Below are 14,629 nucleotides of genomic sequence, written 5' to 3' on the forward strand. Positions count from 1 at the left end.
GTCTGAATATAAAATGTAGACAAACTTTTCAATACCTTACGATAATATCTTATTACAACTTTCTAAATAAGTAAATAATAAGAAACTTATAGATTATCATAAGTTTTCTTTATGTTTCTAAATTTGAATAGCTTTCATGCTCCTTATGAATACTATTATCATAAAGTAAAGTGCTCTATTAGCGGTTTACTTACAGTTCATACATACTATGAACTGCTCATCATTCAACATACAAAAAATATTATAGAGGTGAAATAAAATGGGTAAAAGAAAAGCAAATCATACTATTTCAGGAATGAATACTGCATCTGCACAAGGACAAGGAACTGGTTACAATGAAGAATTTGCAAACGAGCCTTTAACTCCAGCAGAGCGACAAAATAATAAGAAACGTAAAAAGAACCAGTAAAGAAAAATCCCAAAAGGTCTATTTTCCTTTTGGGATTTTTTCTAATGTTTATAACGTAGTAATTCCGAAACCGTTACAAATCGATAGCCCTGCTTTTTCAGCTCAGGTAAAATTTTTGCTAGCGCTGCTACCGTTTGACTACGATCATTTCCTCCATCATGTAACAATACAATATCGCCACTTTTAGCATTTTTCACTACATGATTTACAATGGATTCAACCCCTGGATTTGCCCAATCACGTGGGTCTTGATGCCACGACCATAGAACAATTTGATAGCCAGCCTCTTTCGCTGTTTTAAATACAGCATCGTTAATATATCCGCCAGGAGGACGGAATAGCAAAGGTTCTTTCACCCATTTTTCAAAAAATTTCTTTCCATCTAAAATATCATTTTCTAATTTTTCATCTGACGAATTACTTGCGTACAAATGATTCATCGTATGATTTCCAATTTCATGTCCCTCTTTTAACACTTGCTTCACTAAATATGGATTACGCTGAACTCGAAATCCAATCATAAAAAATGTCGCTTCCGCCTTATATTGACGTAATAAATCTAAAACTTGTGGTGTATACGTTGGATCTGGCCCATCATCAAATGTAATTGCAATGATTTTTTCATTATTAGGTACTTCCCATGTTACATAACCAGTTGGTTCTAACTCTTTTCTGAGCAACATTTTCGCTTCCACTTTTTCCACTTGAAATATATGTACTGCGCATAATAAAGAAAAAACTATTAAAAGAATTTTCTGTTTTAACATAACGTTCACTAAAGCAGCAAGGTTGTCGAATAGACAACAACCTTATTTACTTTTCTAATTGATCTACATTTCGCATTATATTTTGGAGATTATTTTCATATTGCTCAAGTTGTGGACGTTGTGTTTCTGAAGCTACCTCTAGTGCATTTTGAATTTGTTCATATGCTTCCTGGACCTCTTGGCGTAACTCTTTTAAATCATGACCGTAGTTAGGGTCATTTTTCACAATATTATTAAATGCATTTTCTGCTTGTGTAACTCCTTGCTGTGCCGCTTGAAAGGCTTGTTGCTTATCTTTATGATATGGCATTATATAATCCCCTTTCCATAATAGTTAGTCCTATTTATCTTTGCCTTTTTTTCTAAAAACATTCCCGTATAAATTTACAAACTTCTCTCATTCTAAAGAGAAAGAGGAGGTGTCACATATAATGGGCAAAAACAATCGTGAAGCGAAAGAAAAAAAAGGACAACCTGAACCATTAAGCGGATCTCATAAAGTAAAAAACCGTAACCATTCACGTCAAAAGAATCATGCACATCATGATATGTAAAACAAAAGGTTCACACTAGCTACCTTTGCCACATACAATGTTTATATTTTTCCATTTATTCTTCACCCCTACTTCATTCATGCATAACATAGTATGAATTGAGATTTTACGGAGGGTGTCTTACATGGGCAAGAAAAAGAAGGATTGTCTTTTTCATGTTGATGGTTTCGAAGAATGGATGGATCAATTTTGTTCCGATTCTTGTAGTAACTTTAGTTTCCCAAATCAAATTCATATTGACCTTTGTGAAACTGAACAAGAGTATATTTTGGAAACAGATGTACCAAATGTATCCGAACAAAATGTAGTTATTAAAAAGATGGAGACAGGCCTAAATATTTGCATACTTCATAATAATAGTTCTTTGCAGCGGATCATTCCTTTACCCGCTACTATTATTTACAAGAAGATGCTGGCCTGCTTAGAGAATGGATATTTAGCCATTCATATTTCGAAAAATGAAGTTGCTAATAAACATGAAAAAAAAGTTCTTTTTCAAATTGAGAATTAAAATAAAGTGAAACTTTAATCAATAGGAGTTTTACTGCCCGCAAATACAAATAGCGGGATGAATACAAAAATAAGCCCCAGTCGTCTGCTGGGGCTTATTTTATTTCGCATGTAATTCTAAATTACAATTTCTATCATCTCTTTTTTTCAATAAACCCTTTGTAACTACAAGCACAGGAAATGCTACAGTTGAAAATATAGCTAGCGCTGAAAAGACAATAAATCCATTTTGGTACCCGTAGTAATCAAGAAGTACTCCCCCAAGCCACGGACCAATTACTGCTCCAATTCCTGAAAAACCCATTGCTCCAAAATACGTTCCTTTTAAATGTGAAACAGCTATACCATCTATAAATACATCCGTCATTGAAAACATGAGAACTTCTCCAATTGTAAAAATAATTGTGCAAATGGCAGCACCTAGCGTAGATTCTGCTATTCCAAATCCAAACAGTCCTCCGCTCACAAATAAAGTTCCAACCATAATGGATACTAACGGTGTATACTTTTTACACATTTGAATAACAGGGTATTGAATTACGACTACAACAATCGCATTTAAAGCTAACATATATGAAAATAATTTCACTCCATCCTGAAATATATGTGCATTTGCAAAATATTGAGATACTGTTGTCGTTAAGTGAGAAAAACCACAATTACTCAAAATAATACCGACTAAAGCAACTAAAAATACGACATCCTTTCGCAAAATGCGAATTGCATTTAACATTGTGACAGGTTTTTCTGTATTTACTTTCTTTTTTTCAATTGGATACTTCTTAAATTGGAATGCTAATATAGCTGTATATAGAATGTACACTCCAGCTGCTACTAAAAAAGGAATTGTAGATTTTGCGCTTCCAATCTGTAATCCGACAAGTGGGCCAATCGCTACGCCAACATTGATTGCACCGTAACGCAAATTATACACGAGTAAACGATACTCTGGTTTCGTTAAATCTGATAATAACGCTCTTGACGTCGGTTCAAAAAAAGACCTACATAATCCATTCAAAGCATTTAATAAAAAGAAACTTAAAACATGATTTGCAAGTGAAAAACCTATAAATACAAACACCCAAGCGATCATGGAGCATATTATAATCATATTTCGGCCAAATCGATCCGATAAATTCCCTCCAATAAAACTAGCGAACACCCCAACAAGTGCACTCGTTCCGATAATAGCACCCGTCATTCCTGCTGATACGCCTTTAACAGTCGTTAAATAAATTGCTAAAAAAGGAATACTCATTGACGTGGCAAACCTCGCAAATAAAGTCCCTATTATAATTGTCATTCCTAACGGATGAATATTTTGCAACTTCCCCTTCATCTTCAAACCTTCTCTCCCAATTCTTACATAAAAAAAAGAAAGCAAAGGATCTGCTTTCTTTTCCCTTTTTATACTTGAGCTGTTGATACCCTCGTTGTTCTCGTTATATCCATATCTATGCCATATGTAAACTGTAATTCTTTACAAACATCTTTAATTAATATTGCAACATTATACTTCTCATTAAATTGTAAAACGATGTTCTCTACTTCTTCATATGTATACTTATATTCGCCTGTAATGACACTTTTTAGATCAAAGCATTCATTTATACAAAGTTGCACAAGCAGCTGGTCATATTTCTCTATTACATCTTCTTTCTTCCACAGTACCTCTTTTACATATAACCGATCAAACTTAACACTTTCTCGATTACAATCCGTTAAAATCCGGGTCATTTCATTTAATTCTCGATACAGTTCAGAAATATTTTTGCTTAAACTAAGCAGTTTATCTACGCCGTTTTCATATAACATATTCATTCCACCCCCGCATTTTCTTTTTCTTATTATAGCAAGAAAATTCTAAAAATAGTTTCTTTCTTCTGAAATATTAGGAAACTAATTTCAATTGCTTTACAATGAAACTAGTTAATGCGAGAGGAGAAAGAAAATTGGAGCACAAATTATATTACACTGACGCTTATAAGCAAGAATTTACTACTAAAATTATAAAGCAAGATTATGATAAAGACGGTAACTTATACGTTGTTTTAAACGAAACCGCATTTTATCCGACTGGTGGCGGACAACCACACGACACTGGAACTTTAAATGGTATTGCTGTATTTGATGTTGAAGAAATCGACGAAGAAATCCGCCACTTCATTGCAGAACAATTACACACAGAAGACGTAGAAGGTAAAATCAATTGGGAGCGCCGGTTTGATTATATGCAGCAACATGCAGCTCAGCACATTTTATCTGCTGCTTTTTGGGATCATTTTAACATACCTACGATTGGATTCCATCTTGGTAAAGAAACGGTAACAATTGATTTAGAAACAGAAAATCTTCATGCAGAAACGGTTGAAAAAGCAATACAAATTGCAAACAAAATTGTTTTTGAAAACCATCCAATCCGTACTCTGTGGATGGACTTAGAAGAAGCGAAAACGTTGCCTCTTCGTAAAGAACCGACTATGACAGAAAATATACGGGTTGTTATTATCGAAAACTTTGACTACAACGGCTGTGGTGGAACGCATCCGAAACGAACTGGTGAAGTTGGTCCTATTCAAGTACTAGGATGGGAGCGCAATAAAGGTGGTATACGCTTAACGTTTATCGCTGGTTGGCGTACACTTAAATTAATGGGACAACAGCAACAAATTATGAAAGATATTTCTAAACAATTAAACAGTAGCGAAACTGATATTCCAGCAAAAGTGGCGCAACTGCTTACTTCTCAAAAAGAAAACGAAAAAGCAATACAAACAATGAATGAAAAATTATTATTTGCAGAGGCAAATGAACTACTTCAACACCCTACGGAAATACATGCCGGCATACTTATTTCTAAAGTATTTACAAATCGTTCTATGCAAGAAATCGCAAAGCTTTCCGCTATTATTACAGAACAACAAGAGCATGCAATTACATATTTCGTTATTGAAAACGAGGACAAATTACAATGTATTCTCGCTTGCGGAAAAACTGTAACGCTTGATATGAATGCTCTTTTAAAAGATGCTCTTCCTCCAATTGAAGGAAAAGGTGGCGGAAATAAAAAGAGTGCCCGTGGCGGCGGGAAAGCAATTATGAGCGGAGATGAATTTTTAAATCAGCTTGTTTCTTCTTTACAGTCGGCGGTGTAAAACATTTTTAGGAAGGATAGCTAATAGCTATCCTTCCCCTATAGTTACAGGCCAATATTTTGTTTCAATCCTTGGTAACTCCCTGCATTTGAAAAACCTTCACTTATAAGAGTTATAAAAGTTTCCGAAAAACCATAATGACTTAAATCTTTAATCGGCACCATTTGTACATCATGAATCGGATTATGATCAAATTCATTTGAGGGTAACGTAATTTCCCCTGTAATCTTTTCAAGTAGAAATGTAATATGTAGTAAAGATGGACTGGCATCCGGTTTATCACAAACATAGAGTAGCTTCTTAATTTTAACTTCTAACCCTGTTTCTTCTATCATTTCTCGAATCATTGCTTCTTCTAACGTTTCACCGTTCTCTACCCTTCCTCCAGGTAAAGACCAATTTCTATTAGCAACTCTTTGCTTTACTAGCAATACTTTTTCATCTTCAATTAAAATTCCCGTAACTCGAACTTGCATTACATTTTCCATATATAATCTCCTTCCCTATTAAATTTACAAATTAATCCTTCCACAAAAAGAACATACGTTTTATAATTAAAGGAAATTATGGAAGAAAGAAGTTGTTATATTCATGCGTCCACCTTTAACTAAGTCTATATCACTTGAAGATTTCCAAAACTATTATTGGTTAAAAGCAGAACTGCAAACATTTTGTCGTGAACATGATTTTCCAGCTAGTGGCTCTAAGATCGAGATAACCGAGCGTATCTCACATTATTTAACTACTGGTAAAATATTAAAAAACAGCTCTGTTCAAAAGGTTACTAAAGCTTCCCTATCCTATAAAGACCTTTCTCTTCAAACGATTATTACTAAAAATCACCGCTGTAGCGAAGATGTTCGTGCTTTTTTCAAAGAAAAAATCGGAACAAACTTCCGCTTTACAGTAGCTCTTCAAAAATTTTTCAAAGAGAATGTTGGAAAAACATATGAAGACGCGGTAGCTTTTTGGCATGAAGAAAACGAACGAAAAAAAGAACCTACATACAAAACAACTATCGGTGCACAATTTGAATACAATCGCTTTACTCGTGACTTTTTCGAAGATCCAAATAATAAAGGGAAAGCAAAAGCTGATGCGATTGCTGCTTGGAACGAAATGAAAGCGAAGCCTGGTAGTAATGTTTATATTCCTCAAAAAGTAGAAAACTAGTTCCTACTTATCAAGACCAAATTTGTAAAAAACGTTTTAAAATACCTCCCCAAACATATTATATATGTCTAATATGTTTGGGGATTTCTATCATTAAACCGGAAAAGAATGATTTGTGCCCAATTTAATATATATAAATGTAATTTATTTGATTGAAGTATGATTTTAATTAGAATCATATCAAAAGGTGTACCTTTTGATGTATATTGATAATAATAATATAATTGAAAATTAATACAAAAAGACTCCCTATAATAAGGGAGTTTTTGTATTAATTTTTATTTAGGTATCATATCCATATCTATAAACCTTTGCCATCTTTCATTTTAAAATTCATGTTTATTATTTGAGATAAACTTTCCTTTAATTGTAAATGCAGCCACTCAGTTCTTTTAACAGGCATACTAGAGCTTCTAAGCATATCAATTAACGGCGATATGTTTTTTAAGCTTACTAGATGATTTAAAACTCTAAAAATTGGTCTTCTTCTTGTAATTAAGTTACAAAACACCTCAAATTCATCTATACTAAAATTAAAAAAGCCTCGGACATTTGGATGTAACTTCCCATCGACTTCTTTATACACCTTATCGTACAAGCTCCAAACAGGAGGGATATTTTCATTATTCAAAGTAATTATATATATATTAGTAACCCCATCAAATACTTCTCTAAAATTTGAATTTAATATTGCCTTATAAGCCTTGTCTGCTTGTAAAAGCGGCGATATAAATAATTTTTGCAAGTCTCTATTTATACTTTCCTCATCTCCCTGGTATGTTGTCTTTACAGTTGGTTTTGCATTCTTCACCTCAATAATTATTAAATTGTTTCCCTCTTTAATATATAGATCTGATGAACGTTTATTTCCATTTTTTTCGTAAACAAATTCTGGAATCAATTGATAAGGAATTTTTGCTTGTGAGATAGATTTTTCAACTAAAATCTCTACATATTTTTCAAAAGGTCTTCCTAAAAAACTAATAAATTTTGTATCTTCTTTAGGATAACATTCTCTTATCTTATGGAACAAACCCATGTATATTGCATTTTCTAATCCGTCTTTATTAAACGCAATAAACTTTCCTTTCTCAACTTCTAGTAAAGGGCGATTCAAAAAAGCACTATAATCCCACTGATTATCGATAGTTTTTTTTGACCATGTACATAAACTACTTATATCAGTCATTAAATCGTCTATAACCTTAGGAGCTACATCCTTTAATAATGAATTGCTAAAATAATTGTCAATTTCATTTGCCCATGAGATTGACAATTCAATCTTATCTTTCTTCATAGTTGTATATAGCCCAAAACAGACAGCCAAATATTCTTTTATTGTATATCCATACCTTTTCTCAAAATCAGTATTAAAATCAACGAATTCATTTTTATCATATAGTTCCTCTTTTTTAGATAACTCTGTATAAATATAAAAAGCTCTTAAAATATCATTTCCCATATCTCTTTTCTTACTAAAAAATAAATTTTGAAGAAGATATGTTGAAAGATTTAAGTCTTTTTCATCTAGATAATCCGCCGTAATTAATTCCAAATGAAGTAATTGTAAGATATCTTTCCCCTCAATTGGAGTAAGAGCCTCATCATTTAGTTCTCCATATGATAACAACCATTTATATAAATTTAATAAGCTTTGTGGACTAAATATATATTGGCTTTTTGCCTCTTTTAACTTTTCGGCTGAAATATATTTATTAAAGGATATTAGATATTCATTTTTAAGTATCATACTTTGCTTATAATCCATTGTACTAAATTGAGAAACTAAGATAAGAGATTTTTTTAATCCCAAAGATTTTATGATACTAATAATGTCTTCTTTTTTCCATTTATTAGTTTGAAACAAATCACTATATACCATTATTATCTTGGACTTTTCAATCATTTCCCTGTTGTTAAACATTTATTACACTCCTTCTAAAATTGGGGACAATTTTTCGCCTTGTTTGTTCAACTCACAAATGTGAGGCTTAAACCCAACATCTATAACGTCATCTTTCGGTGTATCCAGTTGTAGCTTAGGTGCTTGTGGCATATTGTAGTAAATTTTGATGTAACTTGGGTTGTAGAAAATCCACTTTTAATTTTTTTTTTTATATTAATGGTACAGCTGTGAAATTATAAATAAAAAAACTGTGGCTATTGCCACAGTTTTCTACATGCTCAAATGTTGAATAAATTCTAATACTGTAGAGATTCCAACAAATGCAGAAATAACCTTATCAAAATTACATTGAAAATTAAATTCAAATTCATCGAAACTCTTTTTTATTGTTAATTTAAGCATGTTATCACCCGCCTTTTAAGGCAAGCAATGAGTCTTGCAGAATTATCTTTCGGCATATTCTTACTCCTTAGACCTTAGACAACTCCGACACAATTAAGTTGTTATGAGCATATCATTATTTCTTTATATTGTAAATAAAATTGACTATGAGTTGTTTTTTGTGTTTTTACTTGTAACTGTTATCTGTCATAATGGTGATTTTATAATGTGGATTTTATGCTATTATACGGATATATTCAAAACCACTTAGGAGGTAACCATTTGGATTTTGAGAGAATACCAGTAGTGTTAAAACGATATGGTTTTAAGGAGAAAATGAAAGTTTGTCAAGAACATTCGAAGGAGCTCATGTCTATTAATGGTTTAATCCCTATTAGTGAATGGCCTGGTAAAGCATCGCCGTGGGATTTAGAGACATTTGCTTTGTTTTCTGTTATAACAATTGGGGAATATTCTGACCGTAGATTTGATGACGTAAAAGAAAGGAAACAGTTTGCTAAAATAATTAATGCAATCAAGGATTATCTTCCTCCAAAATTAGAAATTTCCCAAGATAACAACAGATTTTTAGATTATTTTATGATTGTCACAGGGTTAAATCAAATTCAAATTCAAGAAGATATAGGTATTAAGATTTACAGACATTCATATCTCTTCAATTTTGAGAATGAAAATGTGAATATGAAGCAAAAATTTATTGAAAAATTTGGATGTAGTTACGAGGAATTTAAAAAATTTGGTTTTATTATTCATAGTCTTTTCTCAAGAGAAATCAATAAATCTTTAAAAACAGATATCTATGATTACGTAATCAGAAAGTACAGGGATGTAATTCAGCATCTTCTTATTGAACGAGCTGATTATGTAGCCCTTCAAGAAAAGATAATACATGACATTACTCAATATATTTATGGCTTTAAATATTTTTATCAATTTCCTTTCATTTCTTACAATCAGGAGACTTTTTTGCCATTGCCTCACCTTATTATGCAATCTGTTACATCTTCCCTTTTGTTTAGATTAACAGAAGGGAATAATAAACTTCGCGAACTGCTTGGAAAAGAGGTTCTTGAGAGCTATCTTTTACACATATGCGGTTTATCCGAATGTTTTGATGAGGTTATAGCTGAATACTCATATAAGCATAAACGAAATACTAAACGTACATTAGATATAATGATTAGAGAAGGTGATAAATGTCTAATGTTAGATAGTAAAAGCATGAGTCCACGGGTTTCTTTAAGGAATCTAAATGATGAGGACGTAGAATATACGGTTAATCGGATGATTGATGCTGTCATTCAAGTTTACGAGCAAATAACTGAGCGTTTTCATAACGAGTATTACCCGTTCAATGTAAAAGTTGACTTCTTGAAAAAAAAACATCTTTGGAGCTGTTATTTTAAACGAGGATAGTTATATTCTAAGAGAAAACATAATGACTAGGGCTGCGGAAAAGCTAAAAATTGTTCATGGCAGCGAAGAATATAAATATCTATGCTCTAACGTCAAATTGATGAGATTGTATGAATTTGAAAAAATGATATTTCAACAAGAAGACGTGCTTCAATTGTTAATAAATAATAGACAGAATGAGAGTAAATGGTTTGATTTTTCATTTATAAATTACGATGAAAAGAATGATAAGGGAGTGATCGAAGAAATTTCTCAAACTAGCGAAAATATGAAAGAAATTTTAATGGAATTCGCACAGGAATTAGTCAAAGATGGTATCATAACACAATGATAAGTAAAATGATGGTTTCAATTTTCTCTTTTAAATACAATAAGAAAAGCAAAAAGAACTTGTAGAAATCTCTACAAGTTCTTTTTTAGATAATGTAAAAAAATTAAAATAAACTATCTCATAATTTGAATCGGAGCAAACACTCTAACCACGGATTGATTGTATTATATATCAAATCTTAACATGTGAATTTTTACATTTGGAAAAGTATAACAAACAAATGTATCAAATCCCTAAAAACTTTATTACTCCCAACTTTATTCAAATTCTTTACTAATTTCTACAAAAATTATTCTATCCTCACATATGTCTATATACATCCGCATAAGCCATCTTCAATTGCTCACGCAATTGTTTTTTCTCTTCTTCTAATCTCTTAATCTTTCGTTTCAAGGAAGCAATGATCGCATCTTTATTGTTTTCATTTCTCTCCCGCTTCATCTGTTTTGGAGTGAGATCTTGAGCTTGTTGTTGACGTAATGATTCAATTCGATTACGGAGTTCCTGGTTGTTATATAGTGTAGCCTTGGCCACACCAGCCTCGCTTGCTACACTGTTAAAATTGATGTTTTGATTAGCTCGCAAGAGCCTTCGAATAGCGTCATCAACTTTTTGAGTGGTGCCTGCCTTTCTTGATGCATGGATTGCTTTCAGTTGTTCTCTACGATTATAATTAGTCATTTTTCCACACCTGACTTTCTTTTCATCCTTTCTTGCCTTCCGAAAATAACATTACCCTCACTGATATTTATTAAAATGTCATGATAACGTTGTAGATTTCTCTCTTGTTTTTCCACCACATCGTCCCTACCGTGCTGTTTTGCAACCTCAATGGATTTAGATGTTGTTTTTACATGAAGCATATATTTTTGTATATCATATTCTGAGAAACCGATTGCCAAGTCCTTACACGGACTCCCACCATTACATGTAAGACAAGGAGGTGCTTCCATATGAGGGCAACTCCCTTTCAATCGAGCGTGACACGTCCCATACGGATTGTCCATAGCATTCAGCTTATGATTCTGCCAAAGAGTATGCAAAATGTCCTTTGGAATATCTTCACCCGCTTTCACTTCTTGCACCTCTCCATTTAAATCAAAACTAAACACACCTTGGCTGATAACTGATTCAAATGCTTTTCGCTTTGTATCGTCCAACAGTTTGGCATACTGCAAGGTCATTTCAGGCGACGCATGTGCTAAAAGCTCCTGTACAGTTAGAATATCTGCGCCACCATTTAACATTTTGATAGCGTAGGTATGACGGAATTGGCGAGCTTTGAAGTGGAATATCTTTCCAGTTTCATCTACAATTTTCTTCTTATGAGCCAGAATATTCAAAAATTTATTGAAAGATTGTTGTTCATAAGGTTTTCCTTTTCGAGCGCCCAGATAATGAACAAAAATATAACCCTCAGGGTTATTCTCTTGGTTACTGTTCTCTTTAGAACGTTGAATGAGAACAGCCAAGATGCCCGCTAATTCTTCATCAATTGGAATTCGATGTCCTTGTACATAGGTTTTTTCGATATCTGTTACAATGGAGTATTTTCCATTCAATCGTTCCAAACAATTAGATGTGAGTCCCAATACATCTGAAATCCGTAATCCAGTTTTATAAGCCACCCATACAACAGGGATAACCTCCCTATGTAAATCGTTTATATGTGTAAAGAGTTGTTCTAATACAAAGTCAGGAATATAATTAATTTGATCAAAAGATTTCTTTTTACGTTTCGGTTTATCCTCCGGAAAAAGTAACAATCGCACATGGGTTTCAGGAGCAATATCGTATTCATATCGTTGGATGTCTTCCAAAAACTTCCCTAAATAGTTCAGTGTCCCTGATATATAGTTTTCAGCGTTAGAATTTTTCCGACTTAAATTATTTCTAGCGTATCCATTTAAACATTGAATGTACTGTTCCATATGTGAACGTTTTAATCCTTTTAAATTTGTCCATGAAGGTTCTAAAGAAAGTATAAGAGATATGAATCTTGGTAAATGTGATAGATATATTTGCGCTGTCCCCCACGCAAGACTCTTATTAATTAAGCGGTGTTTGATATACCGTTTAATAGATTGGCGTATATTCACTTGTTCAAATTTGTTGAAATCAATAAAGTACCCAGCCCTACTTTTGTTATAGGGAATTCCATACTTGTTATGTAACTCCCGCACATCCCATCTATCTTTCTCCCATTCTTCACGGATGTCTGTCATCTTAAATAAATTGGAATAAATCGTTCGTAAAAAAACTGCTAAGGATGATTTATGAGTGTAAGTACCATATGTTACAAGAAATTTCTTTCTTTGTGTTGGAAGACCGTGCTGTTCTAACCAGAAACACCACTCCCGTTCAGCTTGATCAATGTCTAAGTTAAGAAGTGAATGAAGATTAGGATATTTCTCGTTGAGAAACGATGTTAATTTTTGTAAATACGTTGCGTATCCACTAAATAAGCTACTTATTCTCCATTCCTCCTTAAATAATTTGTGAAACCACACATATTTTATTTCCAAATTAACAGTGGCACTATCAATTTGAAAACGCACATGCTGCCTTCCACTATGTTCCTCCACCAACTTCTGAAATTGAGGGATTGTTTCCAAAAAACTAGTATGCCAAATGTCATGAGTCAAAAAATAAGGATTCTTTACATATTGGATATCAACAGAGCCATTTATTTCTATAATATTTACTGGATAACTCGACAGCTCTTGTTGCAACCGCTCGTGAAATTCAAATTGCTCGTCCTCCATTTGATAAATTTGTTTCATTTTCTCCCACCGTTCTATTGTTGAATTCGAAATACATCCTGCGCTTTTTCCCAATCCTTACGGATATCTTCCTCAGATGGATGAAGATACAGACTCATGGTTGTTTGGATATGGGAATGCCCTAAACGCTCTTGCACCTGTTTGATATCCTTTGTCTCTTGATAGTACATTGTCGCATGTGTATGACGAAATAGGTGAGGATGTATGTTAAGCCCTGTTTTTTTTCGTAATCGTTTAAATAAAGATTCTACATCACCATATGTCATCGGTTTTCCCATGTTCTTACCACGTAGTTTGACGAACACAAATTGGGCTTCAAAATCCAATTCGTCAATAATTTCGTACAAGTAGTCGTCGTATAGATCCATAAGGTTTTGTGACACAAAGATTTCCCGTTCACCTGTTTTCAGTTTTGCACCATTCTCCAATTCTCCACGATCCCTCAAACGAATACGATGTCCTTTTTTATGATTAAACTTGAAATCCTCCAAAAATAAAGAAAGAACTTCTCCAATCCTTAATCCTGTCTCAAACAAAAGTTGAATTAGGAAAGTGTCCCGTATATTCGTTGTTGCCGTTAAAACTTGTTGCACCTGTTCTTTCGTGAGTGTTTTCACTCTCTTACGAGGTTCCTTTAACTTTAATACATTCTGTATAGATGGTTTACCCTTATTAATGTGATGAAGGAAACTCTTGTACCGCTTTCCCCCACCTATAAAACCTTGACGCATCAATTTCCCATACATATCATGGGGTAATTCTTCGTTTCTGTACAAATAATCATAGAAATTTATGATGGCAGTGACCGTAAGGTTTACTGTCTTTTCTGTTCTCTTTGCCCTCACAGGTCGAAGGGAAATTGTCTTGCTGCTCTCATACGGGCTCCGAAGCCATCCCACAAATTCCACCAAATCCTCTAATCTTATATCCTTATAATCTTTTTCTGTTTCTTGTAAGTACAGAAAATACTGTTTTAATGCATAGCAGTACGTCTTTTGTGTATTATTACTTTTCCCTGTAACATCCAAATACTTAAGATACTTCAATACAGCAATTACAGGAATGCCTTCATTATCTATTAACATGTATCTCTTTCTCTCTTCTATAATTACCTCTTGTACACGAATAAACATCCACTCCTCAAACCATTTTGACAATTAGGCTATAGACTTCACTACGCCTCCTGTTGTGGTTTCCTCCTAACTAATAAGAGTAAAATTTCG

The 14,629-nt window shown here is 33.2% G+C and carries 16 protein-coding genes; 7 read left to right on the plus strand and 9 right to left on the minus strand.

Annotated features, from left to right (window positions below; translation table 11 throughout):
- Positions 1 to 259: 259 nt before the first annotated feature.
- Entirely contained in the window at positions 260 to 409 is a 150-nt protein-coding gene (gene sspO / locus AC241_RS17770) for a small acid-soluble spore protein SspO (protein ID WP_016080671.1), read from the plus strand.
- Between the two features lie 41 nt (positions 410 to 450).
- Here sspO and pdaB read toward each other — a convergent pair whose 3' ends face one another.
- A complete protein-coding gene (gene pdaB, locus AC241_RS17775; protein WP_043936425.1) occupies positions 451 to 1,176 on the minus strand; it encodes a polysaccharide deacetylase family sporulation protein PdaB in 726 nt (241 codons plus the stop codon).
- A gap of 46 nt (positions 1,177 to 1,222) precedes the next feature.
- Complete coding sequence (locus tag AC241_RS17780; protein WP_001146295.1) at positions 1,223 to 1,486, minus strand: hypothetical protein; 264 nt, start codon at positions 1,484 to 1,486, stop codon at positions 1,223 to 1,225.
- 121 nt (positions 1,487 to 1,607) lie between these two features.
- On the opposite strand from AC241_RS17780, the gene AC241_RS17785 reads away from it, so the two are divergent.
- Positions 1,608 to 1,730: a small acid-soluble spore protein P gene (locus AC241_RS17785; protein WP_000517650.1), complete on the plus strand. Its 123-nt coding sequence runs from the start codon at positions 1,608 to 1,610 to the stop codon at positions 1,728 to 1,730.
- A gap of 124 nt (positions 1,731 to 1,854) precedes the next feature.
- Complete coding sequence (locus AC241_RS17790; RefSeq protein WP_000516738.1) at positions 1,855 to 2,241, plus strand: Hsp20/alpha crystallin family protein; 387 nt, start codon at positions 1,855 to 1,857, stop codon at positions 2,239 to 2,241.
- 99 nt (positions 2,242 to 2,340) lie between these two features.
- Here AC241_RS17790 and AC241_RS17795 read toward each other — a convergent pair whose 3' ends face one another.
- Together AC241_RS17795 and AC241_RS17800 are read right to left on the minus strand one after the other, a co-directional pair.
- Positions 2,341 to 3,579 carry an MDR family MFS transporter gene (locus AC241_RS17795; RefSeq protein ID WP_043936426.1) on the minus strand — a complete coding sequence of 413 codons (1,239 nt, stop codon included), beginning with the start codon at positions 3,577 to 3,579 and terminating at the stop codon, positions 2,341 to 2,343.
- Between the two features lie 68 nt (positions 3,580 to 3,647).
- Positions 3,648 to 4,055 (minus strand): hypothetical protein, encoded by a 408-nt coding sequence (locus tag AC241_RS17800; protein WP_000965142.1) that lies wholly within the window; start codon positions 4,053 to 4,055, stop codon positions 3,648 to 3,650.
- A 137-nt stretch (positions 4,056 to 4,192) separates the two neighbouring features.
- On the opposite strand from AC241_RS17800, the gene AC241_RS17805 reads away from it, so the two are divergent.
- A complete protein-coding gene (locus AC241_RS17805) occupies positions 4,193 to 5,395 on the plus strand; it encodes an alanyl-tRNA editing protein (RefSeq protein WP_155417070.1) in 1,203 nt (400 codons plus the stop codon).
- A gap of 44 nt (positions 5,396 to 5,439) precedes the next feature.
- On the opposite strand, the gene AC241_RS17810 is transcribed toward AC241_RS17805, so the two are convergent.
- Positions 5,440 to 5,883, minus strand: coding sequence for an NUDIX hydrolase (locus AC241_RS17810; protein WP_043936428.1), 444 nt, complete (start codon positions 5,881 to 5,883; stop codon positions 5,440 to 5,442).
- A gap of 103 nt (positions 5,884 to 5,986) precedes the next feature.
- Between AC241_RS17810 and AC241_RS17815 the strand changes: the two genes are divergently transcribed.
- Positions 5,987 to 6,568: a DUF6434 domain-containing protein gene (locus tag AC241_RS17815; RefSeq protein WP_043936429.1), complete on the plus strand. Its 582-nt coding sequence runs from the start codon at positions 5,987 to 5,989 to the stop codon at positions 6,566 to 6,568.
- 301 nt (positions 6,569 to 6,869) lie between these two features.
- On the opposite strand, the gene AC241_RS17820 is transcribed toward AC241_RS17815, so the two are convergent.
- Positions 6,870 to 8,492, minus strand: a complete 1,623-nt coding sequence (locus AC241_RS17820) for a hypothetical protein (RefSeq protein ID WP_050844410.1) — start codon at positions 8,490 to 8,492, stop codon at positions 6,870 to 6,872.
- A 645-nt stretch (positions 8,493 to 9,137) separates the two neighbouring features.
- Here AC241_RS17820 and AC241_RS17825 point away from each other — a divergent pair.
- A complete protein-coding gene (locus tag AC241_RS17825; protein WP_230690605.1) occupies positions 9,138 to 10,292 on the plus strand; it encodes a hypothetical protein in 1,155 nt (384 codons plus the stop codon).
- A gap of 22 nt (positions 10,293 to 10,314) precedes the next feature.
- The gene (locus tag AC241_RS35235; RefSeq protein WP_230690606.1) at positions 10,315 to 10,623 is read left to right on the plus strand and encodes a hypothetical protein; all 309 of its coding nucleotides are present in this window, start codon (positions 10,315 to 10,317) and stop codon (positions 10,621 to 10,623) included.
- 300 nt (positions 10,624 to 10,923) lie between these two features.
- Here AC241_RS35235 and AC241_RS17830 read toward each other — a convergent pair whose 3' ends face one another.
- Genes AC241_RS17830 through AC241_RS17840 form a run of 3 tightly spaced genes read right to left on the minus strand, consistent with a single transcriptional unit; the run spans position 10,924 to position 14,533 of the window.
- Entirely contained in the window at positions 10,924 to 11,304 is a 381-nt protein-coding gene (locus AC241_RS17830) for a DUF6262 family protein (RefSeq protein ID WP_050844411.1), read from the minus strand.
- Positions 11,301 to 13,406, minus strand: a complete 2,106-nt coding sequence (locus AC241_RS17835) for a tyrosine-type recombinase/integrase (protein WP_050844412.1) — start codon at positions 13,404 to 13,406, stop codon at positions 11,301 to 11,303. Before AC241_RS17835 ends, AC241_RS17830 begins: the two co-directional genes overlap by 4 nt.
- Positions 13,407 to 13,420: 14 nt before the next feature.
- Positions 13,421 to 14,533, minus strand: a complete 1,113-nt coding sequence (locus tag AC241_RS17840) for a tyrosine-type recombinase/integrase (protein WP_050844870.1) — start codon at positions 14,531 to 14,533, stop codon at positions 13,421 to 13,423.
- Between the last annotated feature and the right edge of the window lie 96 nt (positions 14,534 to 14,629).

The organism is Bacillus thuringiensis (genome assembly GCF_001182785.1).
GTDB classification, from domain to species: domain Bacteria; phylum Bacillota; class Bacilli; order Bacillales; family Bacillaceae_G; genus Bacillus_A; species Bacillus_A thuringiensis_S.